Genomic DNA, 23,490 nt, shown 5'->3' on the forward strand with positions numbered 1-23,490 from the left:
ACGGACCCCTTCCATGCCCAAGCGCACCGACCTCAAGACCATCCTCATCATTGGTGCCGGCCCGATCGTCATCGGCCAGGCCTGCGAGTTCGATTACTCCGGCGCGCAGGCCTGCAAGGCGCTGAAGGAAGAGGGGTTCCGGGTGGTTCTGGTGAACTCCAACCCGGCCACGATCATGACCGACCCGGGCACCGCGGATGCGGTGTACATCGAGCCGATCAACTGGCAGACGGTGGAGAAGATCATCGCCAAGGAGCGCCCTGATGCGCTGCTGCCCACGATGGGCGGGCAGACCGCGCTCAACTGCGCGCTGGATCTGGCCGACAACGGCGTGCTGGAAAAGTACGGCGTGGCGATGATCGGTGCCAACCGCGACGCCATCCGCACCGCCGAGGACCGCGAGCTGTTCAAGCAGGCGATGCAGGAAATCGGGCTCGCCTGTCCGAAGGCGGAAGTGGCGCGCAGCTACGAGCAGGCGGTTGAAGCGCAGGCCAAGGTGGGCTTCCCGACCATCATCCGGCCGAGCTTCACCCTCGGCGGATCGGGTGGCGGCATCGCCTACAACGTCGAGGAGTTCGAGGAGATCGTCAAGCGCGGCCTGGAGCTTTCGCCCACCCACGAGGTGCTGGTGGAAGAATCCGTGCTGGGCTGGAAGGAACTGGAGATGGAAGTGGTCCGCGACCGCGCGGACAACTGCATCATCGTGTGCTCGATCGAGAACCTCGATCCCATGGGCGTGCACACCGGCGATTCGATCACCGTGGCACCGGCGCAGACGCTCACCGACAAGGAATACCAGCGCCTGCGCAACGCCTCCATCGCGGTGCTGCGCAAGATCGGCGTGGAAACCGGCGGCTCCAACGTGCAGTTCGCCATCAACCCGGCCGATGGCCGCCTCGCCGTGATCGAGATGAATCCGCGCGTGTCGCGCTCCTCGGCGCTGGCGTCCAAGGCCACGGGTTTTCCGATCGCCAAGATCGCGGCCAAGCTCGCGGTCGGCTACACCCTCGACGAATTGCGCAACGACATCACCGGCGGGCGCACCCCGGCCTCCTTCGAGCCGACCATCGACTACGTCGTCACCAAGGTGCCGCGCTTCGCCTTCGAGAAGTTCCCGCAGACCGATTCGCGCCTCACCACGCAGATGAAGTCGGTGGGCGAGGTGATGGCGATGGGGCGCAACTTCGGCGAATCGCTGCAGAAGGCCCTGCGCGGGCTGGAAACCGGCAAGGCCGGGCTCGATCCCACCGGCCTGGACCTGCGCTCGGAAGACGATCTGGTCACCCTGCGCCGGCAGCTGCGCGAGACCGGCCCGGAACGGCTCTTCTACGTGGCCGACGCGTTCCGCGCGGGCCTGTCGCTGGAGGAGATTAACGCGCTTTCCAGCATCGACCCCTGGTTCCTGCACCAGATCCGGACGCTGGTGGACACGGAAAGGGAAACGGCGACGGCGGGCCTCGCCGGCCTGGATCGCGCCCGCCTGCTCGAACTCAAGCGCCAGGGCTTTTCCGACGCGCGGCTGGCGCGCCTGCTCGGCACCGACGAGGCCGCGGTGCGCGCGCTGCGGCACGCCTTCGGCCTGCGTCCTTCATACAAGCGGGTGGATTCCTGCGCGGCTGAATTCGCCACCGATACCGCCTACCTGTACTCCACTTACGGCGAAGAGTGCGAGGCCGAACCGTCCTCGCGCGACAAGATCATGGTGCTGGGCGGCGGCCCGAACCGGATCGGGCAGGGCATCGAGTTCGACTACTGCTGCGTGCACGCCGCGCTGGCGCTGCGCGAGGACGGCTACGAGACGATCATGGTCAACTGCAACCCGGAAACGGTGAGCACCGACTACGACACGTCCGACCGGCTCTACTTCGAGCCGCTGACGCTGGAAGACGTGCTGGAAATCGTGGCGCTGGAAAAACCCCGCGGCGTGATCGTGCAGTACGGCGGCCAGACGCCGCTCAAGCTGGCGCGCGCGCTGGAGGCCGCCGGCGTGCCGGTGATCGGCACCTCGCCCGATTCGATCGACCTGGCCGAGGACCGCGAGCGCTTCCAGCACCTGATCGACGATCTGGGCCTGCGCCAGCCGCCCAACCGCACCGCGCGCACCGCCGAGGAGGCGCTCGCCGCCGCGCGCGAGATCGGCTATCCGCTGGTGGTGCGCCCGAGCTACGTGCTCGGCGGTCGCGCCATGGAAGTGGTCTATTCCGACGCCGACCTTTCGCGCTATATCCGCGATGCGGTGCAGGTATCCGAAAATTCGCCGGTGCTGCTCGACCGCTTTCTCGACAATGCCGTGGAGGTGGACGTGGACCTCATCGCCGACGCCCAGGGCGGCGTGCTGATCGGCGGCATCATGCAGCACATCGAGGAGGCCGGCGTGCATTCGGGCGACTCCTCCTGCTCGCTGCCGCCGTATTCGCTCTCCGCCGCGATCCAGGACCGCCTGCGCGAGCAGGTCGCTGCGATGGCGCGCGGGCTCAACGTGATCGGGCTGATGAACACGCAGTTCGCGATCCAGGGCGAGGACATCTTCGTGCTGGAGGTGAACCCGCGCGCCTCGCGCACCGTGCCCTTCGTGTCCAAGGCCACCGGCGTGGCGCTGGCCAAGATCGCCGCGCGCTGCATGGCCGGGAAGACGCTGGCGGAACAGGGTGCCACGCGCGAGGTGGTGCCGCCCTATACCTCGGTCAAGGAAGCCGTGTTCCCGTTCGCCAAGTTCCAGAACGTCGACCCGATCCTCGGCCCGGAAATGCGCTCCACCGGCGAAGTGATGGGCGTGGGCGTGAGCTTCAACGCCGCCTTCGCGCGCGCGCAGGAGGCCGCCAGCATCGTCGAGCCGCCGCGCGGAAAGGCGTTTGTCTCGGTGCGCGATCCGGACAAGGCGCGGCTCCTGCCGCTGGCGCGCGCACTGCTCGAGCATGGCTTTTCGCTGGTCGCCACCGGCGGCACCGCGAAGGTTCTCAACGATGCCGGCGTGCCCTGCGAGCGCGTCAACAAGGTGGCCGAAGGCCGCCCGCACATCGTCGATCTCATCAAGAACGGTGAAATCGTGTATATCGTGAACACGACCGAGGGACGCCAGGCGATCGCCGACTCGTTTTCGATCCGGCGCAGCGCCCTGCAGCAGAAAGTCACCTATTCCACCACCATGACCGGGGCGGTGGCACTGGTCGATTCGCTCGCCTCGCGCGAGCAGGGCGACGTCCATTCACTGCAGGAACTGCACGCCCGCCTTGCGGCCGGCGGCAGCGGAGAACACGCATGAGACCACCGATGACCACCCAGGGCGCGCAGCGGCTGCGCCAGGAACTGGAACACCTCAAGAGCGTCAAGCGCCCCGCGGTGATCGCCGCCATCGCCGAGGCGCGCGCGCACGGCGACCTCAAGGAGAACGCCGAATACCATGCCGCGCGCGAGCAGCAGGGTTTCATCGAGGGCCGCATCCAGGAGCTGGAGGCGACCCTGTCCAACGCCCAGCTCATCGACGTCGCCACGCTCGACGTGGGTGTTCGCATCGTGTTCGGCGCGACGGTCGAACTGGTCGACGAGGACAGCGGCGACGAGGTCACCTACCAGATCGTGGGCGAACTGGAGGCCGACATCCGCCTCGGCCTCGTCTCGATCACCGCGCCGATCTCGCGCGCGCTGATCGGGCGCAGCGAGGGCGACGTGGTCCAGATCGAGGCACCCGGCGGCCGGCGCAGCTATGAAATCGTCGCGGTGCGCTACGGCTGACGGGTCGTGGTGAGCAGGCCCGATCCCACGGATGCGCTGCTGTGGCTGCCGCCCTGGGCGGTGCTGCGCGAACAGGTGCGCCCGCCGATGGTCCTGCATCGATTGGCCTGCCGCGCGGACGAGGAACCGGTGGAGGTGGGCGAGGCGGCGCGCATCGCGCGTGCCTTCGACATCCTGCCGCGTGGACTTCCGGTGGCGGCGCTGACGCGCCAGCTCGACGCCGGCGATGCCGCCGGTTGCACCTGGCTGCGCGCCGATCCGGGCTTCGTACGCGCCGACATGGCCACGGTGCGCCTGTATGCCTGCGGCGAAATGGATGTTTCGCCGGAGGAATGCGAGGCACTGCTGGCCCCGCTCAAGCCGCTGTTCGGTGACGAAGGTTTACCGATCTCGGCACCCGTGCCTTCGCGCTGGTACCTGTGCCTGCCGCCCGATGCGAGGCTGCCTGACTTCGATCCGCCGTTGGAGGTCATCGGTGACGATCTCTTCGCCCACATGCCCGAGGGCGACGCCGGCCGGCGCTGGCGGCGGCTGATGAACGAAGCGCAGGTGATCCTGCACAACCACGAGGTCAACGCGCGGCGTGCGGCCGCCGGCAAGCTGCCGGTCAACACGCTCTGGTTCTGGGGCGCATCGCGCCTGCCCGACCACGTGCGCAGCGCGCGCGCGCAGGTGCGCAGCGGCGACGTGCTGCTGCGCGCGCTGGCGCAGCGCGCCGGCGTGGAGCCCAGCACCGATCCGGAGGTGGCCACGCTGCCGCCTGCGGCGCTGGTGGATCTGCGCGAGGTGCGCGACGCCGCGCTTCTCGAGGAGCACTGGATCGCGCCACTGGTCGCGCAGGTGCGGCGCGGTGCGCTGGACGAACTGCGTCTGGATTTCGGTGACGGCCACCTGCTGCGCTGGCGTGCCGCGCACCGCTGGCGCGTCTGGCGCAGGCATCTTCCGGCGTGAGTACGGCAGCGATGGTCATTCGTCGCCGCGCCTCCGTCGTGACCGGCGATTGGCCCGACGCGGTGCATCCGGTGCTGCGACGCGTGTATGCGGCACGCGGCGTGACCGACATCGCGCAGGTGCGCCATCGCCTTGGCACGCTGCTGCCGCCAGGCCTGCTGGGCGGGCTGGATCGCGCCGTGGAGCTGCTGGTCGAAGCCATCACAGACGATCTGCGCATCTGCGTGATCGGCGATTTCGACGCCGATGGCGCGACCGGCACCGCCGTCGCGGTGCGTGGCCTGCGCCTGCTCGGCGCGCGTCAGGTCAGCTATCGCGTGCCGCACCGGATGCGCCACGGCTACGGCCTTTCGCCGGCGCTGGTGGCCGATCTGGCCGATCTTGCGCCCGACCTGCTCCTGACCGTGGACAACGGCATCGCCTGCGTGCCCGGCGTCGCCGCCGCGCGCGCAGCGGGCATGCGCGTGATCGTCACCGATCATCACCTTCCCGGCGCGCAGCTGCCGCAGGCCGATGCCATCGTCAATCCCAACCTGCGCGGCGACGGCTTCCCGAGCAAGGCGCTGGCCGGGGTCGGCGTGATGTTCTACCTGCTGCTCGCGCTGCGCGCGCAGCTGCGCGCGCAGGGCGCGTTCGCCCACGGCCGCGAGCCGGATCTTTCCGTGCTGCTCGATCTGGTCGCGCTGGGCACGGTCGCGGACATGGTGCCGCTGGACGAGAACAACCGCATCCTCGTGGCCGCGGGCCTGAAACGCCTGCGCGCCGGTGTCGCGCAGGCGGGCTTGCGCGCGCTGATGCAGGTGTCGGGGCGCACTCCCGAGCGCCTCGGCAGCGCCGACCTGGGTTTCGCGCTTGGCCCGCGCATCAATGCCGCAGGCCGGCTCGAAGACATGGCGCTGGGCATCGAGTGTCTGCTCGCCGATGACGAGGCCACGGCGCTGCGGCTGGCGGCACAGCTCGATGCCATCAACCGCGAGCGCCGCGACCTGCAAGACCAGATGCTGCAGCAGGCCGAAGCCATGGCCGCAAGTTGTATCGCCGCCATCGAAGCCGGCGGCAGCGGCGATGCCGCATTGTGCGTGTTCGATGAAGACTGGCATCCAGGCGTCGTGGGTCTGGTGGCTTCGCGCCTGAAAGAGCGCGTGCATCGCCCCACGGTCGCCTTCGCGCCGGGTGGCGAGGATGGTCTGTTGCGTGGCTCCGCGCGCTCGATTCCCGGTTTCCATATCCGCGATGCCCTGGCCGATCTCGCCGCCGCCCAACCCGATCTCATCGCCCGCTTCGGCGGCCATGCGATGGCCGCCGGCCTGAGCCTCGCGCCGGAAAATCTCGATGCCTTCCACGCGGCTTTCACCACGCTCGCCGCAGAACGCCTTGACCCCGCCGCCCTGCGCGCGGAACTCCTCAGCGACGGCGCGCTCGCCCCGCAGGATTTGAGCCGCGACCTGGCCGAGCAGCTGCGTGACGGCGGCCCGTGGGGGCAGGGCTTTCCCGAACCGGTGTTCGACGACGAGTTCACCGTCGCCGGCTGGCGCGTGGTCGGCAATGGTCATCTGAAGCTGCAGTTGCGCCACACTGCCTCCGGTGTTCCGATCGATGCGATCCATTTCAGCGGCTTCGACGGCACGCCACCTGCTTCGCACCTGCACCTGGCCTACCAGCTGGAAACCGACGATTTCCGCGACCGCTGCGGCGTGCAGCTGCTGGTGCGGCATCGGATCGATCTTCCGTGATCGTCGGTTTCACCTCGACCCGGGCTTCGGCTTCCTTCGTCTATTGATTTTGCGCTTTCGTGAGGTTTCGACCGCCTCAGCGGCGGCCGACCTGCTTTCTCTTGCTTGTCCAAGAGGAAGTAGGCACTGCGCCGCAGGAGCGGCGCGAACGGCGAAGCCGGCCCCGAAGGGGCGGAGGGCAGGATGCCCGGAGTAAAGAGAACGACACCCCAGCGGCCCGCCCGGAAGATGAAGCCTTCCGGGTTCGTGAGGCGGTGCCGGGGTTTCCCGATGGCGCATCCCGTGTCTCCGGGAAGCGCGCGGGCATCCATGCCCGCGCCCCTGCGGGCCACATGGGGACCCCAAGAGCACGAGCGTGGGGTCATCCCGCTTTCGCTCTTGATCTACCGGGTCCCCATGAGCCGCGCCGAGTAGCGCAGGCAGCCGGCGGGGATAGGCGCGATTGTTCGAGGCCATGGATGGCCGAGTTCGCGCCGGCCGCCGGGTGCCGAGCAACGCAGGGCACGACGGCTGCGCAGCAGACGGCGCGCGGTGCCGGGGTGCCATTTCTTTGGGTTACCTTTCTTTGGGCAAGCAAAGAAAGGTAACTCGGCCGCCGCCGAGGCGGACGAAACCCTGCGAAAACATCCAAACCAGAGGCAAAAGAAGCCGCACACGCCACCCGCCGATGAAAGCGCGAGCCGGCGCGGTCGCCGCCGGGACGGGCGAAATCCCGGCGTAAACGCCCGATCGCCCGGCAAACAACACCGCCCGTACCGCCCTCAGCCGCCGAGCATCCCCTTGGCCTGATCCAGCACCACGCCGCAGGCCTTCTCCGTGAGCTTTTCCTTGAGCTTGTCGCTGCGGTCGGAAAGGTCGAGGCTCTTGCCGTCCCTGGTCGAGAGCAGGCCCTTGAGGCCGTTGGCGTAGCCTTCGTCGTCCTCCGGTTCCGGCGCGGTTTCGGCGTTGCCGCCGAGGGAGAGCTTGCCCAGCAGCCGGTCCTTGACCGCGCCGGCGGCGCTATCGCCCAGGTACTTGTTCTTTATGCAGAACTGCACGATGCCGGCGACGTTGCCGGCGTTGGAGGACAGCAGGGAGCCGGCGTCCGTTCCGCTGATGGCACCCTTGAGCGAGCCGACGCCGGAGGCGGCGGCCGTGGCGGCGGTGCAGGACAGCAGCAGGCCGAGGGTGAACGTATGCCAGGTGGACATGGAGATTCTCCTTTGCCGATGCGTGACGGTGGTTCTGATCCTATTCCCGACGGGCGCTGTTGTCAGGTGCCGGCCGACGCGCGGATCACTCCATCAGCACCAGCGTCGCCAGCCCCAGGAAGGTGAAGAAGCCGAGCGAGTCGGTCAGCGCGGTGAGGAAGATCCCGCTGCCCAGCGCCGGATCGAAACCCATGCGCCTGAGCAGCAGCGGAATCGTCACGCCCACCATGGCGGCCAACAGGAGATTGACGGTCAGCGCCACGAAGATCACCAGCGACAGCCCCGGGTTCCGGAACCAGGCATACACGATCAGGCCCAGCACCGCGCCCATCAGCAGGCCGTTGAACAGCGCCACGCGCAGTTCCTTCCACAGCAGGATCAGTACGTTGGAGGCACCGACCTGACCCAGCGCCAGGCCGCGGATCGTGAGCGCCAGCACCTGGGTGCCGGCATTGCCGCCGAGGCCCGCGACCATCGGCATCAGCACCGCGAGTGCGACGAGCTTGTCGATCGTGCCTTCGAAATTGCCGACCACGTTGGCCGCGATGAAGGCGGTGCACAGGTTTACGAAGAGCCACACCAGTCGCCGCCGCATCGCGCGCCCGACCGGGCTGAACAGGTCCTCGTCCTCGCCCAGACCCGCCGCGCCCAGGGCCTGGTGTTCGGCCTGCTCGCGGATGATGTCGACCACGTCGTCGATGGTGATGCGGCCGAGCAGGATGTTGCTTTCGTCCACCACCGGAGCCGAGACCCAGTCGTGATCGGAGAACTGGTTGGCTACCTCGCGCTCGCTGGTGCCGGCGGGAATGGCCGATTGCTCGTCGTCGATCAGCTCGTTGATCGGGGTGGAGGTTTCGTGGGTGAGCAGGGAGCTGAGCGAAACCCGGCCCAGGTACTGGTGCCTGCGGCTGACGACGAACAGGTAGTCGGTATGGTCGGGCAGCTCGCCGCGCAGGCGCAGGTAGCGCAACACCACGTCCACCGTGGTGTCGGCGCGCACCGTCACCACGTCCGGATTCATCAGGCGTCCGGCGCTGCCCTCGGGGAAGGAGAGCACCTGTTCGAGGCGATCGCGGTTTTCGCGATCCATCGAACGCAGGACTTCCGCGATCACCTGGTCGGGGAGGTCCTCGGCGATATCGGCCAGATCGTCGATGTCGAGGTCTTCGACCGCGGCGACCAGCTCGTCCGCATCCATCTCCGCGATCAGGCTTTCGCGAACGTCCTCGCCGACGTGGACCAGCACCTCGCCGTCGTCTTCCGGATCGACCAGGCCCCACACCAGGGAGCGCTTGGGCGTGGGCAGGGACTCGAGGAGGTTGGCGATCTCGGCCGGCGAGAGCGTGTTGATCAGCCGTCGCACCGGCCCCAGCCGGCCGGTGTCGAGCGCATCGGACAGCAGCCGCAGCTGGCGGGCGGTCCTGTCGTGGCGGGAGGCGTCGGCCATCGGGCGCTCCGGAAAGGGAAGGGGGTGTTGCTCGCTGCATGCAGCCGCCGGCCGCGCATTATCCTCGGCCTGTGCCCGTCGGGGCCAGCCCCGCGCGATGCGGGTGTGTCTGCACGGCGGACAGGCTGCCCCGAGTGCGTCCGGCGAGGTGCGGCTTCAGCCGTGCGGCTGGCGGGGGGGCACCGGATCCAGCCCGCCCTCGCATAGCGGCTGGCAGCGCGCGAGCCGCTTGATCGCAAGCCAGCCGCCGCGCAGGTGGCCGTGCACCTGGATGGCCTCGATGGCGTACATCGAACAGCTGGGATGGAAGCGGCAGTGCTGACCCAGCAGCGGACTGATGAAGCGTTTGTAGCCGCGCAGTAACGCAATGACCGGAGAATTCATGGAGTGACGCGTCGGAAAGCGGATTCCCGCCCGCGGCACGCTTGCCGCTTCGGGGGGACTAGGCTATAACACGCGACCACTCGTGCTCAACGACGATTCTCCGGGGGCCTCCACCGTGGCAACGAAAGCGAAAGCGTCCGATCGATCTCCTGCAAAGGCCGCCGCACAGGCTGGCAAGGCCGTGAAGAAGCCTGCTGCCCGGCCTGCGACCAAGGCGGTTGCGAAGAAGGGACCTGCCGGCGCGGCCGCAGCGAAGAAGGCGACCGTGAAGATGCCAGCGGCGAAAAAGGTCGCGGCGAAAAAGGCTGTGGTGAAGAAGGTCGCTGCGAAGAAGCCTGTCGCGAAGAAGGCGGCCGCGACCAGGGCGACACCGGCAAAGAAGGCTGTGTCGAAGAAAACGGCACCCAAAACGGCCGCCGTGAGCAAGGCGGCCCCGAAGAAGGCCGTGACGAAAGCCGCGCCGGCAAAGAAGGCCGGCAGCACGCCTGCCAGCGCCATCAAGCGCGTGGCTGAATCGCTGGTACGACTGGTCAAGCCGAAGGCTGCGGCGACCAAGACGGCACCGGCCAGGACATCAAAGGCCGGGACGGGCGGCAAGGCGGCAGCCAAGCCCGCGTCCCGCGCCTCCGGACAAACCCGCAAGGCGACTGCCGCGCCGGCCAAGAAGGCCGTGCCGGCGCGATCCGCCGAACAAACCCCTGCAAGGAAGACGATGACCCACGCTGCACCCCAAAGCGCCAAGGCCAGGACGCCGAAGACGCTGCCCCCCGTTGCCGATTCCGGCGCTGCCATTCTGCCCGACCGTCCCGATCTGCCGATGGGCTATCGCCCCAAGCCGGGCGAGGAATACATGAGTCCCGAGCAGCTCGAGTATTTCCGCCAGAAGCTGATGAAATGGCGCGCGGATCTGGTCGAGGAATCCCAGCAGACCATCGACAACCTGCGCGAGGAAGTGCGCGACGTCGGTGACGACGCCGAGCGCGCCACGCGCGAGACGGAAAATTCGCTCGAACTGCGGACCCGTGATCGCTATCGCAAGCTGATCTCGAAGATCGACAAGGCGCTCAAGCGCATTGAAGAAGGCGATTACGGTTACTGCGAGGAAACCGGTGAGGAAATCGGCCTGGAGCGGCTGGAAGCGCGCCCCATCGCTACCCTGAGCTTCGATGCCCAGGAGCGTTGGGAGCACCGCCAAAAGCTCATGGGCGATTGATCCGCGGTTCCCGGAACGGGCGCTGCCGGTGCCCGTTCACTCCGTCTCGCGGACGGAAAGTACGAGCCCCACTTCCGCAAGATCCTCGCGCTCGGTCGCAAGATCGGCGCGCGCCAGCGCGTGCGCGGCGAGCCACGCACGCGGGATTGCAAGCTGGATTCTGGCCTCGTTCGCGCTCAGGCCCAGGTTGGGGAGTTCGGCGGCGTGGCTGCGGCACAGGAGGATGGCAAGGCGCAGCAGCACGGCGTTGCGCAGCGTCGCGTGCGCGGCGCGCGCCGGCAGCCCCGACACCAGGCTGCGCGACAGGCCGCGGCGCTGGCAGCGCACCAGTGCGGCCAGCACGGTCTGCTCCTGACGCGAAAAGCCGTCGATGTCCGAGTTGGCGATGACGTAGGCCGCGTGCTTCTGGTGCTGGCTGTGCGAGATGGCCAGGCCCAGTTCGTGCAGGCGTGCCGCCCAGCCGAGCATGAGGCGGTCGTCGTCGTCCAGCGCCCAGGTGTCCCGGACCTGATCGAACAGCGCCAGCGCCATGGATTCGACCCGCGCGGCGTGATCGGTATCGACGCCATAGCGCAGCGCCATGGCCGCGATCGCGGCGTCGCGCGGGTCGCGGTTCTGACTGCGTCCCAGCATGTCGTGGAGGACGCCCTCGCGCATGGCGGTCTCGCAGGCGCGCATCTGCGTCAGTTCCAGTTCGCGGAACGCGGTGGCCATCACCATCAGTCCGCCGGCGATGACCGGTCGCCGGTCGGCGGAAACCCCGGGCAGCCGGATGTCCTCGATCCGCCGGAACTTGAGCAGGGCCTCGACGGAACGCTCCAGGCCCGCGGGCGTGATCGCATCCACGCTGGTGCCGCTGGCGGCCTGCATTTCCGCGATGGCCCGCGCCGTACCCGAAGACCCGATGGCCTCGTCCCAGCCCAGCGTGCGATACGCGGCGGAAAACTGCTGGAACTGCTGGGCCAGTTCGAGCTGGCCGGCCTGCCAGCGCTGCTGGGAAATCTTGCCGTCCGGGAAAAATCGGCGCGTCGTGGCCACGCAGCCCATCTGCAGGCTTTCGCGCTCCAGCGGCTGGAACCCGGTGCCGATGATGAACTCGGTGGAGCCGCCACCGATGTCGATCACCAGCCGGCGCGCGTCGCTGGGGGGCAGGCCGTGCGCGACGCCCAGGTAGATCAGGCGCGCTTCCTCGCGGCCGGAAACCACCTCGATGGCGTGCCCCAGCGCGGTTTCCGCCGGAATCAGGAAGGCCTGCGGGTTGCGCAGCCGCCGCACCGTGTTGGTGGCGATGGCGCGCACCCGGTTGGGCGGGAAGCTGTGGATGCGTTCGCCGAAGCGGGCCAGGCAGGCGAAGGCGCGATCGCGCGCCGCCGGATCCAGGTCGCCATTGGCGCGCAGGCCGGTGGCGATCCGCACGGTCTCGCGCAGACGGTCGACGATGCGAAGCTGCCCCAGCACGTTGCGCGCCACCACCATGTGGAAACTGTTGGAGCCGATGTCGATGGCCGCCATCAGCTCACCTTCGCGCAGGGCCGTGCTGCTCATCGGCATAGGCGGGCCACCAGTGCGTTCTGTGCCGAGTGGGGCATCTCGTCGCCCTGCGGTTCGTTGCGCAGGTAACCGCCGTCGGCCTGAAGCGACCAAGACTGGGTATTGTCGGCCAGATAGTTGGCGAGCTCTTCGTCGTAGACGCGCTGTGCCAGCGCCGGGTCCAGGATGGGGAAACAGGTCTCGATCCGGCGCAGCAGATTGCGCTCGAGCCAGTCGGCGCTGGAGCAGTACAGCTCCGGTTCGCCATCGTTGCCGAACCAGTAGACCCGGGCATGTTCGAGGAATCGTCCCACCACCGAGCGCACCCGGATGGTTTCGGATACTCCGGGGATTCCGGGGCGCAGGCAGCACGCGCCGCGCACGATGAGGTCGATCTCCACGCCCGCGCGGGATGCCTCGAACAGCGCCCGCATCACCTTGGGTTCGTTGAGCGCGTTGATCTTGGCGATGATCCGCGCCGGTTTGCCGGCCTGCGCGTGCGCGGCTTCGCGCGCGATCTTTGCCAGCACGGCGGCATGCAGGGTGAAGGGCGCCTGCAGCAGGCGCGTCAGCTTGAACGACGGCACCAGGCCGGAGAGCTGCTGGAACAGGCGGTGCACGTCCTCGCCGATTTCCGGGTGCGCGGTCATCAGGCCGATGTCGGTGTACTGGCGCGCCGTGCCGGTGTGGTAGTTGCCGGTGGACAGGTGGGTATAGCGCTGCAGCCGGCTGCCCTCGCGCCGCACGATCAGCAGCATCTTGGCGTGGGTTTTGTAACCCACCACGCCGTAGACCACCTGCACGCCGGCTTCCTGCAGGCGGTCGGCCAGGCCCAGGTTGGCCTCCTCGTCGAAACGCGCGCGCAGTTCGATGACGACCGTGACGTCCTTGCCGCCGCGCGCCGCCTCCACCAGGTGCTCCACCAGCACCGAATCCTTGCCGGCGCGATAGAGCGTCTGCTTGATCGCCAGCACGTCCGGATCGCGCGCCGCGGTCTTGATCAGCGACACCACGGCGCTGAAGGAGTCGAAGGGATGGTGCAGCAGCACGTCGCCGGCGCGCAGCGTGTCGAAGATGCGTTCCTCCTCGCCCTCGGGGTGGCGGCGCGAGGTGAACGGCGGAAACTTCAGCTCCGGGCGGTCCACCAGGTCGTAGACCGCGGTGACGCGGTTGAGGTTGACCGGGCCGTTGATGCGGTAGACGGCATTGGGGGCGAGCTCGAAGTTTTCCAGCAGCGACTGCACGATGTCGTTCGGGCAGCTTTCCGCGATTTCCAGGCGCATCGCCCGCGCGAAGCCGCGTCCGCGCAGCTCGTCCTGCACCGCGTGGGCGATGTTCTCCACTTCGTCTTCGTCCACGAACAGTTCGGAATTGCGCGTCACGCGGAACTGGTGGATGCCCTTGACCCGCATTCCGGGAAACATCTCCCCGGCAAAGCTCGACAGCGTGGCCGACAGCAGGACGAAATCGTGCGGCCCGCCGGAAACGGATTCGGGGAGCTGGATGATGCGCGGCAGCGAACGCGGCGCGCGCACGATCGCCATGCCGCTGGCGCGCCCGAAGGCGTCCTTGCCCTGCAGCACGACCACGACGTTGAGGCTCTTGTTGAGGATGCGCGGGAACGGATGCGCCGGATCCAGCCCCAGCGGTGAAAGCACCGGCATGATGTCGCTGACGAAGTGCTGCTTGAGCCAGCGTCTCTGGCGGGCGTTCCAGGCTTCCGGCGACAGGATGCGCACGCCGGCGGCGTCCAGCGCCGGGCGCAGGGTCTGGCGCCAATAGCGGTACTGGGTATCGACCAGCTCGGTGGCGCGCGCGTGGATCAGGTTGAGCAGGGTGCTGATCGGGATCGCATCGGGCGGCAGCGGCGAACCCATTTCCTGCATGTGGTGCACGCCCGCGACCCGGATCTCGAAGAACTCATCGAGATTGGTGCAGGAAATGCACAGGTAGCGCAGGCGCTCGAGCAGCGGCACGCGCTCGTCCATGGCCTGGGCCAGCACGCGGAAGTTGAACTCCAGCTGCGAAAGCTCGCGGTTGAGGTACAGCGCAGGGTCGTCGAGGTCGCGCACTGCGGCGGCCTTCTTCGGGCGGTGGGGGCTCGGGATGGGTCGCGACATCGCGAAAGCATAGCAATCGCCGTGCCATCGTGGGTGACAGCGCGCTGCGACCGGTGCCCGGTCAGCGGCCGATCCGCCAACCCGGAGTGGAGTCCAGGTTGGCGGAGGCATCGCTTCGGGCCTGTCGGCGCATCTCCAGCGCATCGGGCGTGATCGCGGCAATGCGCGCGTCGACGCGGGCGCGCTGGTAGAAGTCCAGGTCGCCGTTCTTGCGCAAGCGCTCGAGCTGCCCGAGCGCATCGTCCGGGCGGCCGTTGAGCCAGGCGACTTCGGCATAGGCCTCGGCGGCGCGAACCTCGTCCCCGGCGACCTCGCACGCGCGCGCGTAGGCGCGCTGGAAGCCGGGATCGTCGCCGTGGGTGGCGAGCAGCGGCCGCAGCAGTTCCTGCGCGGCGCGCGCCGCGTCGACGCTGCCGTATTCGGCCAGGGCTGCGGCGTAGCTCAGGGTGATCGCGGTGTTCTTCGGGCGCGCGGCCAGAAGCGCCTCGTAGCGCGCCCGGGAGATTTCACGCTGCCCGGCGCGATGCTCGTTTTCGGCATGCGCCAGATCGATCCAGTAGAGCTCGGGAAATTCGCGGGACAAGGCGGCGAGCCCGGTTTCGGCCGCTGCGGTATCCCCGGACAGGCTTTGCGCCAGCGCCAGGCCATAGCGCTGTGCCGCAGTGAATGCCTCGGGACTGGCGCGGCGATGGCGCAGGTATTCGTTGACCGCCTCGCCCGGCGAGGTGGCCGAGAGCACGCGCAGGCGCTCGCGCGCCAGGTCGAACAGGGCGCGCGTGGTGCCGGGTTCGGCCATGGCCTCGGCCACGTAGTCGGGCAGGAGCGGGTTGGCCAGCGTGCGCGCCGGCGGCAGCTCCGCGGGCAACACGCAGCGCGCGGCGCGGGCGGCGGGGGTGCCCGTGTCGGAATTGCCGGATGCCGTGGCGCAGGTCATGGCCATGCCGATCTGCTCGGCGCGCGCCTTGGCCTCGCTGATGCGGGTGGTGGTGACCGGGTGCGAGCGCAGGTATTCGGGTGCTTGTGCGCCGCCGGTGTTGCCGCGCATCTGGCGCTCCATGCGCGCGAAGAAGTCGGCCATGGCGATCGGCTCGTAGCCGGCGCGGGAGAGTGTCTGGATGCCGAGGCGGTCGGCTTCGTGCTCGTTGGAGCGGGTGTAGTCGATCTGGCGCTGCTGGATCATCGACATGCCGCCCACGATCGCGGCCTGCACGCCATCGCCGCTGCCGGCCTGGGAGCTGGCCAGGATCGCCCCGAGCATGCCGAGCATGATCGGCAGCTGGTCGCGCTGTGCTTTCTCCACCGCGCGCAGGACGTGGCGCTGGGTGACGTGGGCAATCTCGTGCGCCATGACCGCGGCCACTTCGTCCTCGCGCTCGGCGGTGAGGATGAGTCCGGCGTTCATCCCGATGTAGCCGCCGATCGTGGCAAAGGCGTTGATCTGGCGCGATCGCATCAGGAAAAAGGTGAAGGGCTGCACCGGCCGGTCGCTGCGCGAGGCGAGGCGATAGCCCAGTCCCTGCAGATAGCCTTCCAGCAGCGGGTCGTCGATGACCATGTCGTAGGCGCGCAGCTGGCGCAGCATCATCCCGCCGTAGGCCTGTTCCTGCGCCGGGGTCAGCAGCTCGGCGGCGGACGATCCCATTTCCGGCAGGGTGCCAGGCGTCTGCGCCCCGGCCAGAGGCAGGGCGGCGGAAAGCGCGATGCAGAGCGTCCAGCGTCGGATCATGGCGAGGGTGCTGCAGAGGATCAGGCTGCCATCATGGCGCGCTGCTGGCGGTGGCGCGTTAACTTGGCGTGAACTTTTCCGCCCCGGCCTGCCGTGCGCTGGCGGGTGAGTGCGGGCAAAATGGGCCGCGTCGGGGGCCATTCCCCCTCTTTGATGCGGAGTCGGCACATGAACAAGGTCCTGATGTACACCACGCGGGTCTGCCCGTACTGCGTGTCGGCCAAGCGCTACCTTGCCAACAAGGGCGTCGAGGTCGAGGAAATCCGGGTGGATGAAGACCCGGCGCGGCGCGAAGAAATGCGGGCGCGGGCGCAGCGCACCTCGGTGCCGCAGATCTTCATCGGGGATACCCACGTCGGTGGCTATGACGACCTGGTGAAGCTGGATCGCGCCGGTGGTCTGGATCCGCTGCTGGCGACCCTCGCGCAGGCCGCGCCTGACGCCTGAGCGCCGCGCGCCGGGTCAGTCGATCCGGAACGCCAGCGTGCGGTGCGCGTCGGCGTCCCAGCCGGCGAGGCGGCGCAGCGCGATGTCGGTGAATTCGACCGCGTCGCCGTCGCCCGCGTCCAGCCGGCACAGCGCCGGCGGCGAGCCGGGCAGGCCGGGCGTGGCCTCGCACCGGAGCACGGCACCCTCCGCATCGTGCAGGATGAAGCCGCCTTCCACCGATTCGCTGCGTACGAAGTCGAGCCAGCGCGTGATGCGCTGGCTGGCGTCGGCGCTGGTCAGCACCCAGCGGCCGAGCAGCGCCTCACCCGGGTCCTGGGCGAAGCTGAAGCGCACGACCGACAGCGGACGCAGGTCGATCAGGCCGGTTTCCGGATTCGGTCGCGAGAACCACAGCACGGCGCGTGACGGGGTGATGGGTTCCACGTCCACGCCGCCGCTGAGCCGGACCGTTTCCGGCGCGGTGTAGCGTGCAAACGGGCCGGCACCGCCCTCGAACTGGGCCAGCTCCAGGTGTGCCGTGCCCGAGTCGATCTCGCCGGCCCCGAAGTACCAGGCCGATGCGCCCTGCGCGTCGTAGCCCATCACGCTGAGGCTGATGAGACCGGATTGGGTTTCCACCGACAGACCGAGCCCGGGGCCGGCATCGAACTCGCCGCCCTGTTCGGCCCACCAGAACCCGGTTTCGAGCGCCAGGCCAGGCGTCGTTCCAACCTGCACCAAGGCGAAGCCCGCGAGTGCGGGGCGGGTGCCGTCGGCGGAATCGTCCAACTGCAGGCGCACGCGGTGGATGCCCGCCCCGGGCAGCAGGCTGGGCAACGGCATCCGTGTGCTCGCCAGTGAATAGGGTGTGGGCGAGGGCTGGCAGCCGGCGGATTCGCGCGCACCCAGCAGGGTCACGTCGCGGTCCTCGACCATGATTCCCGCCAGGCGCGGCGGGCAGGTATCGGGCCAGGTGCCCGATACGTTGAAGTACGCCTGTTCACCGGCGTCGACCACCAGTTCGATGCGCGCCGGCTCGAACGCCGCCGCCGGCAGCGCGCCGGACAGGAGCAGGGCAACGGTGAATTTCGCCAAAAGTCGCATGCCGTCAACTGTACCCCAAGCCGTCGCTGGACGATAATGGGCGGTCAACTCGACGCCGGAGCGCGTCGGGTCCCTTTCACCCATGCACAAGGACCAGTCCACGATGAACCCGACGATTGCAGTGATCCGCGGTGACGGCATCGGCCCCGAGATCATGGAGGCCACCCTGCATGTGCTCGACGCCATGGCGCTTGGCCTGCAGTACGAATTCGTCGATGCCGGCCTTGCCGCCTACGAGAAGGACGGCGAACTGCTGCCGGCGCGCACGCTGGAGACCATCGAACGCCTGGGCGTGGCGCTCAAGAGCCCGCTGACCACGCCGGTGGGCGAAGGCTTTTCCTCGATCAACGTGGCGCTGCGCCGGCGCTTCGATCTGTATGCCAACGTGCGTCCGGCAATCACCTTCCCCAACACCAGGGCGCGCTACGAGGGCATCGACATCATCACGGTGCGCGAGAACACCGAGGGAGCCTACATCGGTGAAGGCCAGGCGCTGTCGGAAGACGGCGAGACCGCGACCCTGACCCAGAAGATCACCCGCAAGGGTTCCGACCGCATCGTCCGCTACGCCTTCGAGCTGGCCCGGTCGGCCGGTCGGCGCAAGGTGACGGTGGTGCACAAGGCCAACATCCTCAAGACCACCTCGGGCCTGTTCCTGCGCGTGGCGCGCGAAATCGCGGCGCAGTACCCGGACATCGATTTCAACGAGATGATCGTCGACAACACCTGCATGCAGCTGGTGATGCGTCCGGAACAGTTCGACGTGATCGTCACCACCAACCTGTTCGGCGACATCATTTCCGATCTGTGCGCGGGCCTGGTCGGCGGCCTGGGCCTGGCACCGGGTGCCAACATCGGCAAGGACGCGGCGATCTTCGAGGCGGTCCACGGCACCGCGCCGGACATCGCCGGGCGCGGCATCGCCAACCCCGTGGCGCTGATGCTGGGGGCGGGGCAAATGCTCGGCCACCTGGGCATGGAGCAGGAGGCGCGCCGCCTGCGCCGGGCGATCGTGGCCACGATGGAGGCGCGCGACAGCCTGACTTCGGACCTGGGCGGCGGTGGATCAACCATGGACTTTGCCCGCGCCATCGCCCGCCGTACCGCCCAGTAAGGGCCGCGCCCGACGGCGCTCGTGCGGACCCGTGCCTGCGCGGCCGCGGGATGCCCGCGATGTGCCGGCTCGGGCCGTGATCGGAGGCCTTCTGTTGCGTTGGCGCAACAGGCGCCCTGCCGGATGTGGCGAAAAAGCAGGGTGCGATCGGAAAACGGCGGCAGCCCGCGTTTTTTTCGTTGACGTCCTGTTGTTTGTTCGCCATACTCGCGCCCGTCCAAGGTTGCCATCGAGCCATGAACAGCACGTCCAACCGCAATTTGTTCGCACGCCGCGCGCTCGCCGCCGCCTGTGTCGCCGGATTGGCCTCGGGCGGTGTGGCGCAGGCCGCAGGGCAGGGGCCGGAATCCTGGCGCGAGTTCGCGCGGCGCAGCATCATGCCCGATTACGCCTGGAACGATGCGCCAACGGCCAAGAGCCTTGCGCCGACGCTGCGCGACCAGGTGTTCGGCACCCAGCGCCATCGGGTCACTTTTGCGCTGTCGGACGCGAAGGCGTCGGTGCAGCGCAGCCTGACCCTGTCCTTGAGCGAGGCGGCCTCTTCGGGTCTGGGCTACGGCTCGACCACCTCGACGGCGCCGGTCGATCTGGTGACGCGCGCCGCGCCGGTGCGCAGCCAGTTTTTCGATGCCACGTTCCAGCAGGAGGTCGAGAACCTCGGCCGCCTGGGGGTGACCGCGCTCGTCGCGCGGCAGCAGTTTGCAACCCCGGGCCTGGGCCTGATGCGCGGCTTCCACGATCCGTACGCCGCCATCGTGGGCGAGCGCCAGCCGATCACCGAGATGGTGACCGGACACGGCGTCCGCTTCGACTACCGGGTGCCGGTCGGCGATCGCGTCGCATGGGCCTGGAGCGCGCAGTCGCGGCTCGACATGAGTTCCTTCGAGTCGGTGCGGGGCATTTACGGAGAGCCGGGTGATTTCGACCTGCCGGCGCGTCTGGGCGGACAGCTGGAGTGGCAGGCATTTTCCGGCGTGTCGTTCGCACTCGGCATGGAGCGGGTCTACTTCAGCAAGATCACGCCGTTCACCAGCACCGCGCTGCCCACGCGCCTGCTGTCGCTGATGGCCGATGGCAACGCCCCGGCGTTTGCCTGGCGCGACCTGACGGTGTATTCGGCCGAAACCCGGATCAATGACCCCTGGCAGGGACAGTGGGTGTTGCGCTACACCACGCGCCAGCAGCCATCACCGACATCGGCGCTCTACCAGCGCGCCCTGGATCCCGAATACACCGATACCAACCTGGCTCTCGGCTATCGGCGTGGCTTGAGCCGCGCAGGCGAGCTGGCACTGACGGCGAGCTATGCGCCGTCCATGGCCTTCCTCGGGCCGGGGCCGGTGTTTTCATCCAATACCTATTCCCGCGGCGCGGTTGCCGAATTCGAGGCCAGCTGGATCGTTCCATTCTGACCTCTTCACACGTTTTCACGCACTCACAGGCTCTTCTTTTTCGGCCCCGGACTCCGGGGCCGTTTTTTTTGCCTGCGCCGGGGAACGCCGCGCGCCACGGCTTCCGGCGGGCCCGTAACGCTCCCGCAGCGCGGCTCCGGCCGGGCCTTGCGCGTGGTGTTATCGTCCCCACCTGAGAGAGGAACGCGAGGGCAAGACGCCCGTCGCCCCTACATGGAGAGTTTCTGTGAGCGATAGCCAGATGCCCGAGATGCTGACGCTGCCGGTCCTGCCGCTTCGGGACGTGGTGGTTTATCCCCACATGGTGATCCCGCTGTTCGTTGGCAGGGAAAAGTCGATGCATGCGCTGGATCGCGCGATGGAAGCGGACAAGCGCATCCTGCTCGTGGCCCAGACCAGCCCTGAAATCGACGATCCCACCGGTGCCGATCTCTACACCGTGGGCACCGTGGCCCAGGTGCTCCAGCTCCTGAAGCTTCCGGACGGAACGATCAAGGTGCTGGCCGAAGGCGTGGCGCGCGCAAGCGTGGCCGATTGCCGAGAAGTCGACGGCGCGCTGGTGGCCAACGCACAGGATCTGGCACCTTTGAGCGACCGCGAGCCGCGCGAACTGGACGTGACCGTGCGTTCACTGATGTCGCTGTTCGAGCAGTACGTGAAGACCAGCCGGAAGATTCCGCCGGAGCTGCTCACCACGCTGGCGGGCATCGAGGATCCGGGCCGCGTGGGGGACACCATCGCCGCACACCTCGGGATTCGCCTGGCGGACAAGCAGACCTTGCTCGAAACCCTGGACGTGGGCGCACGTCTCGAACTTCTGATCGGCTTCGTCGACGGCGAGATCGACGTGCAGCAGCTGGAGAAGCGCATCCGTGGCCGGGTCAAGTCGCAGATGGAGAAGAGCCAGCGCGAGTACTACCTCAACGAACAGATGAAGGCGATCCAGCGCGAGCTGGGCGAACTCGACGAGCAGCCGAACGAGCAGGACGACCTGGCCCGCAAGATCGTCGCCGCCAAGATGCCCAAGGCGGTGGAGGCCAAGGCACGGGCCGAGCTGAACAAGCTGCGTCAGATGGCACCGATGTCGGCCGAGGCCACGGTGGTGCGCAACTACATCGACTGGCTGGTCGGCGTGCCCTGGAGCAAGCGGTCCAAGGTGCGGCGCGACCTCAAGGCGGCACAGGACATTCTCGACGCCGACCACTACGGGCTGGAGAAGGTCAAGGAGCGCATCCTCGAATATCTGGCGGTGCAGTCGCGCGTGAAGCAGATGAAGGGACCGATCCTGTGCCTGGTCGGGCCGCCGGGCGTTGGCAAAACCTCGCTCGGCCAGTCGATCGCCAAGGCGACCGGCCGCAACTTCGTGCGGATGAGCCTGGGTGGCGTGCGCGATGAGGCCGAGATTCGTGGCCATCGGCGCACCTACATCGGTTCGCTGCCCGGGCGGCTGGTCCAGAACCTGAGCAAGGCGGGGACGAAGAACCCGCTGTTCGTGCTCGATGAGATCGACAAGATGAGCCAGGACTTCCGCGGCGATCCGTCCTCGGCCCTGCTGGAAGTGCTCGATCCCGAACAGAACCACGCCTTCAACGACCACTACCTCGAAGTGGACCTGGATCTGTCCGAAGTGATGTTCGTGGCGACCGCCAACTCGCTCAATATCCCCGGCCCGCTGCTGGATCGGATGGAAGTCATCCGCATTCCCGGTTACACCGAGGACGAGAAGGTCAACATCGCGATGAACTACCTGTTGCCCAAGCAGATCAAGGGCAACGGCCTCAAGCCCGAGGAGATCGCGATCGGACCCGACGCCATCCGCGAGATCGTGCGCTATTACACGCGCGAATCCGGCGTGCGCAACCTCGAGCGCGAGATTTCCAAGATCTGCCGCAAGGTCGTCACCCGCATCGCGCTGGCCGGACCGAAGCCCGAAGCCCGCGGCAAGCGTCGCCGCACCACCGCGATCAAGATCACCCCGGACACGATCGATACCTACCTGGGCGTGCGCCGCTTCGACTTCGGTCGCGCCGAAGCGCAGCCCGAGATCGGCCTGGTCACGGGCCTTGCCTGGACCGAGGTGGGCGGCGATCTGCTGCAGATCGAAGCCACCCTCATGCCGGGCAAGGGCAACCTGCAGCACACCGGCCAGCTTGGCGAAGTGATGCAGGAATCGGTCAAGGCGGCGCTGTCGGTGGTGCGCGCGCGCGCAGAACGCCTCGGCCTCGATCCGGAGTCCCACCAGAAGCACGATATCCACGTGCACGTGCCCGAAGGGGCGACGCCCAAGGATGGTCCGAGTGCGGGCATCGCCATGTGCACCGCGCTGGTGTCGGCGCTGTCGCGCGTGCCGGTGAAGCCGGGCGTGGCGATGACCGGCGAGATCACCCTGCGCGGGCGCGTGCTTCCCATCGGCGGCCTGAAGGAGAAGCTCCTGGCGGCGCTGCGTGGCGGCATCCGCACGGTGATCATTCCGCAGGAAAACGCCAAGGATCTGGCCGAGATACCGGAGAACGTCACCACCGGGCTGGAGATCATTCCGGTGCGCTGGATCGACGAGGTGCTGGACCTCGCGCTGGTGCAGCCGCTGGCACCGGTGTCGCCGCCGCAGGAACCTGCGCCGACCGAGCCGATGCCGCGCGGCAAGGCGGCCCCGGCACGCCGGGCCCACTGACTCCGGAGAGCCCGGTGCCGCACAGTTGACGAAACGCAGCAGTTGTGCCGTGTGCAAAATCGGCTGAAAACCGCATGGGGCTTGGTAATTTCGTGTTGCACGGCCTTGGGGGCGCTGGTATAAATCCAGCCCACCCGCGGGCCGGTGCAGGATGCGCAGCCCGGTGGAAATGGCCGATGGCAACGGCGCGCGACCAGGCATCGAATTCCTGGTCGCCCGGGCACCACGGCAGGTTCTCGTCTCGCACTCTGGAGTGACACATCAAATGAACAAGTCCGATTTCGTCAATGCGGTCGCCTCGGCTGCCGAACTTTCCAAGACCGACGCCGGCAACGCCGTTGACGCGGTCATCGAGGTCATCAAGAAGGCGCTCAAGAAGGGCGACAGCGTGTCGCTGGTCGGCTTCGGCACTTTCGAGGTTCGCAAGCGCGCCGCGCGCACCGGCCGCAATCCGCGCACCGGCGAGACCATCAAGATCAAGGCGTCGAAGATTCCTTCGTTCAAGGCTGGCAAAGCGCTCAAGGATGCTGTAAACTGATCGTCTTCGCAGGGTGCTTAGCTCAGCGGTAGAGCGTCGCCCTTACAAGGCGAGGGTCGGGGGTTCGAAACCCTCAGCACCCACCAAAGCACCATGCAGCGTCAATGCGCGGAGTGGTAGTTCAGTCGGTTAGAATACCGGCCTGTCACGCCGGGGGTCGCGGGTTCGAGTCCCGTCCACTCCGCCACCATACCGA

Annotated in this window: 17 protein-coding genes and 2 tRNA genes; 12 read left to right on the plus strand and 7 right to left on the minus strand. The window is 68.0% G+C overall.

The features are described from left to right. Positions 1–13 precede the first annotated feature (13 nt). From carB to recJ, 4 genes are all read left to right on the plus strand, one after another. Entirely contained in the window at positions 14–3,262 is a 3,249-nt protein-coding gene (carB, locus tag WB794_RS04985) for a carbamoyl-phosphate synthase large subunit (RefSeq protein WP_337334748.1), read from the plus strand. Further along, on the plus strand, positions 3,259–3,732 hold the full coding sequence (gene greA, locus WB794_RS04990) for a transcription elongation factor GreA (protein WP_337334749.1): 474 nt from the start codon (positions 3,259–3,261) through the stop codon (positions 3,730–3,732). Before carB ends, greA begins: the two co-directional genes overlap by 4 nt. Positions 3,733–3,819: 87 nt before the next feature. Next, entirely contained in the window at positions 3,820–4,683 is an 864-nt protein-coding gene (locus WB794_RS04995) for a phosphoglycerate mutase (protein WP_415926646.1), read from the plus strand. Positions 4,684–4,694: 11 nt separating this feature from the next. Further along, positions 4,695–6,416: a single-stranded-DNA-specific exonuclease RecJ gene (gene recJ / locus WB794_RS05000; protein ID WP_337334818.1), complete on the plus strand. Its 1,722-nt coding sequence runs from the start codon at positions 4,695–4,697 to the stop codon at positions 6,414–6,416. Between the two features lie 761 nt (positions 6,417–7,177). Here the strand turns inward: recJ and WB794_RS05005 are convergent. From WB794_RS05005 to yidD, 3 genes are all read right to left on the minus strand, one after another. After that, entirely contained in the window at positions 7,178–7,606 is a 429-nt protein-coding gene (locus WB794_RS05005) for a DUF2501 domain-containing protein (RefSeq protein ID WP_337334751.1), read from the minus strand. Positions 7,607–7,691: 85 nt separating this feature from the next. Continuing rightward, complete coding sequence (gene mgtE / locus WB794_RS05010; RefSeq protein WP_337334752.1) at positions 7,692–9,053, minus strand: magnesium transporter; 1,362 nt, start codon at positions 9,051–9,053, stop codon at positions 7,692–7,694. Positions 9,054–9,209: 156 nt separating this feature from the next. Then, the gene (yidD, locus tag WB794_RS05015) at positions 9,210–9,437 is read right to left on the minus strand and encodes a membrane protein insertion efficiency factor YidD (protein WP_337334753.1); all 228 of its coding nucleotides are present in this window, start codon (positions 9,435–9,437) and stop codon (positions 9,210–9,212) included. Positions 9,438–9,519: 82 nt separating this feature from the next. On the opposite strand from yidD, the gene dksA reads away from it, so the two are divergent. Continuing rightward, positions 9,520–10,650, plus strand: coding sequence for an RNA polymerase-binding protein DksA (gene dksA, locus WB794_RS05020; RefSeq protein ID WP_337334754.1), 1,131 nt, complete (start codon positions 9,520–9,522; stop codon positions 10,648–10,650). A gap of 36 nt (positions 10,651–10,686) precedes the next feature. Here the strand turns inward: dksA and ppx are convergent, their stop codons facing one another. The 3 genes from ppx to WB794_RS05035 all read right to left on the minus strand — a co-directional run bounded on the left by ppx (position 10,687) and on the right by WB794_RS05035 (position 16,026). Beyond that, positions 10,687–12,201 (minus strand): exopolyphosphatase, encoded by a 1,515-nt coding sequence (ppx, locus tag WB794_RS05025; protein ID WP_337334755.1) that lies wholly within the window; start codon positions 12,199–12,201, stop codon positions 10,687–10,689. Next, positions 12,192–14,300, minus strand: a complete 2,109-nt coding sequence (ppk1, locus tag WB794_RS05030) for a polyphosphate kinase 1 (protein ID WP_337334756.1) — start codon at positions 14,298–14,300, stop codon at positions 12,192–12,194. The genes ppx and ppk1 overlap by 10 nt, the downstream gene beginning before the upstream one ends. 61 nt (positions 14,301–14,361) lie before the next feature. Then, a complete protein-coding gene (locus WB794_RS05035) occupies positions 14,362–16,026 on the minus strand; it encodes a M48 family metalloprotease (RefSeq protein WP_337334757.1) in 1,665 nt (554 codons plus the stop codon). 168 nt (positions 16,027–16,194) lie between these two features. On the opposite strand from WB794_RS05035, the gene grxC reads away from it, so the two are divergent. Then, the gene (gene grxC / locus WB794_RS05040; protein ID WP_337334758.1) at positions 16,195–16,473 is read left to right on the plus strand and encodes a glutaredoxin 3; all 279 of its coding nucleotides are present in this window, start codon (positions 16,195–16,197) and stop codon (positions 16,471–16,473) included. Between the two features lie 15 nt (positions 16,474–16,488). Here grxC and WB794_RS05045 read toward each other — a convergent pair whose 3' ends face one another. Next, positions 16,489–17,559, minus strand: coding sequence for a hypothetical protein (locus tag WB794_RS05045; protein WP_337334759.1), 1,071 nt, complete (start codon positions 17,557–17,559; stop codon positions 16,489–16,491). 103 nt (positions 17,560–17,662) lie between these two features. Between WB794_RS05045 and WB794_RS05050 the strand changes: the two genes are divergently transcribed. From WB794_RS05050 to WB794_RS05075, 6 genes are all read left to right on the plus strand, one after another. Continuing rightward, positions 17,663–18,673, plus strand: a complete 1,011-nt coding sequence (locus WB794_RS05050) for an isocitrate dehydrogenase (protein ID WP_337334760.1) — start codon at positions 17,663–17,665, stop codon at positions 18,671–18,673. Positions 18,674–18,909: 236 nt separating this feature from the next. Further along, positions 18,910–20,085, plus strand: a complete 1,176-nt coding sequence (locus WB794_RS05055) for a hypothetical protein (protein ID WP_337334761.1) — start codon at positions 18,910–18,912, stop codon at positions 20,083–20,085. Positions 20,086–20,311: 226 nt separating this feature from the next. Beyond that, positions 20,312–22,756, plus strand: coding sequence for an endopeptidase La (gene lon, locus WB794_RS05060; protein ID WP_415926644.1), 2,445 nt, complete (start codon positions 20,312–20,314; stop codon positions 22,754–22,756). Between the two features lie 169 nt (positions 22,757–22,925). Then, on the plus strand, positions 22,926–23,294 hold the full coding sequence (locus WB794_RS05065) for an HU family DNA-binding protein (protein WP_337334819.1): 369 nt from the start codon (positions 22,926–22,928) through the stop codon (positions 23,292–23,294). 11 nt (positions 23,295–23,305) lie between these two features. Next, positions 23,306–23,380, plus strand: a tRNA-Val gene (locus tag WB794_RS05070). 24 nt (positions 23,381–23,404) lie between these two features. After that, positions 23,405–23,481, plus strand: a tRNA-Asp gene (locus tag WB794_RS05075). Positions 23,482–23,490 lie beyond the last annotated feature (9 nt).

The organism is Denitratimonas tolerans (assembly GCF_037203605.1).
GTDB lineage: Bacteria > Pseudomonadota > Gammaproteobacteria > Xanthomonadales > Xanthomonadaceae > Denitratimonas > Denitratimonas tolerans.

Coding starts and splice junctions, on each gene's coding strand:
- carB (WP_337334748.1), top strand. CDS start 14: ATGCCCAAGCGCACCGACCTCAAGACCATCCTCATCATTGGTGCCGGC.
- greA (WP_337334749.1), top strand. CDS start 3,259: ATGAGACCACCGATGACCACCCAGGGCGCGCAGCGGCTGCGCCAGGAA.
- WB794_RS04995 (WP_415926646.1), top strand. CDS start 3,820: ATGGTCCTGCATCGATTGGCCTGCCGCGCGGACGAGGAACCGGTGGAG.
- recJ (WP_337334818.1), top strand. CDS start 4,695: ATGGTCATTCGTCGCCGCGCCTCCGTCGTGACCGGCGATTGGCCCGAC.
- WB794_RS05005 (WP_337334751.1), bottom strand. CDS start 7,606: ATGTCCACCTGGCATACGTTCACCCTCGGCCTGCTGCTGTCCTGCACC.
- mgtE (WP_337334752.1), bottom strand. CDS start 9,053: ATGGCCGACGCCTCCCGCCACGACAGGACCGCCCGCCAGCTGCGGCTG.
- yidD (WP_337334753.1), bottom strand. CDS start 9,437: ATGAATTCTCCGGTCATTGCGTTACTGCGCGGCTACAAACGCTTCATC.
- ppx (WP_337334755.1), bottom strand. CDS start 12,201: ATGCCGATGAGCAGCACGGCCCTGCGCGAAGGTGAGCTGATGGCGGCC.
- ppk1 (WP_337334756.1), bottom strand. CDS start 14,300: ATGTCGCGACCCATCCCGAGCCCCCACCGCCCGAAGAAGGCCGCCGCA.
- WB794_RS05035 (WP_337334757.1), bottom strand. CDS start 16,026: ATGATCCGACGCTGGACGCTCTGCATCGCGCTTTCCGCCGCCCTGCCT.
- grxC (WP_337334758.1), top strand. CDS start 16,195: ATGAACAAGGTCCTGATGTACACCACGCGGGTCTGCCCGTACTGCGTG.
- WB794_RS05045 (WP_337334759.1), bottom strand. CDS start 17,559: ATGCGACTTTTGGCGAAATTCACCGTTGCCCTGCTCCTGTCCGGCGCG.
- WB794_RS05050 (WP_337334760.1), top strand. CDS start 17,663: ATGAACCCGACGATTGCAGTGATCCGCGGTGACGGCATCGGCCCCGAG.
- WB794_RS05055 (WP_337334761.1), top strand. CDS start 18,910: ATGAACAGCACGTCCAACCGCAATTTGTTCGCACGCCGCGCGCTCGCC.
- WB794_RS05065 (WP_337334819.1), top strand. CDS start 22,926: ATGGCCGATGGCAACGGCGCGCGACCAGGCATCGAATTCCTGGTCGCC.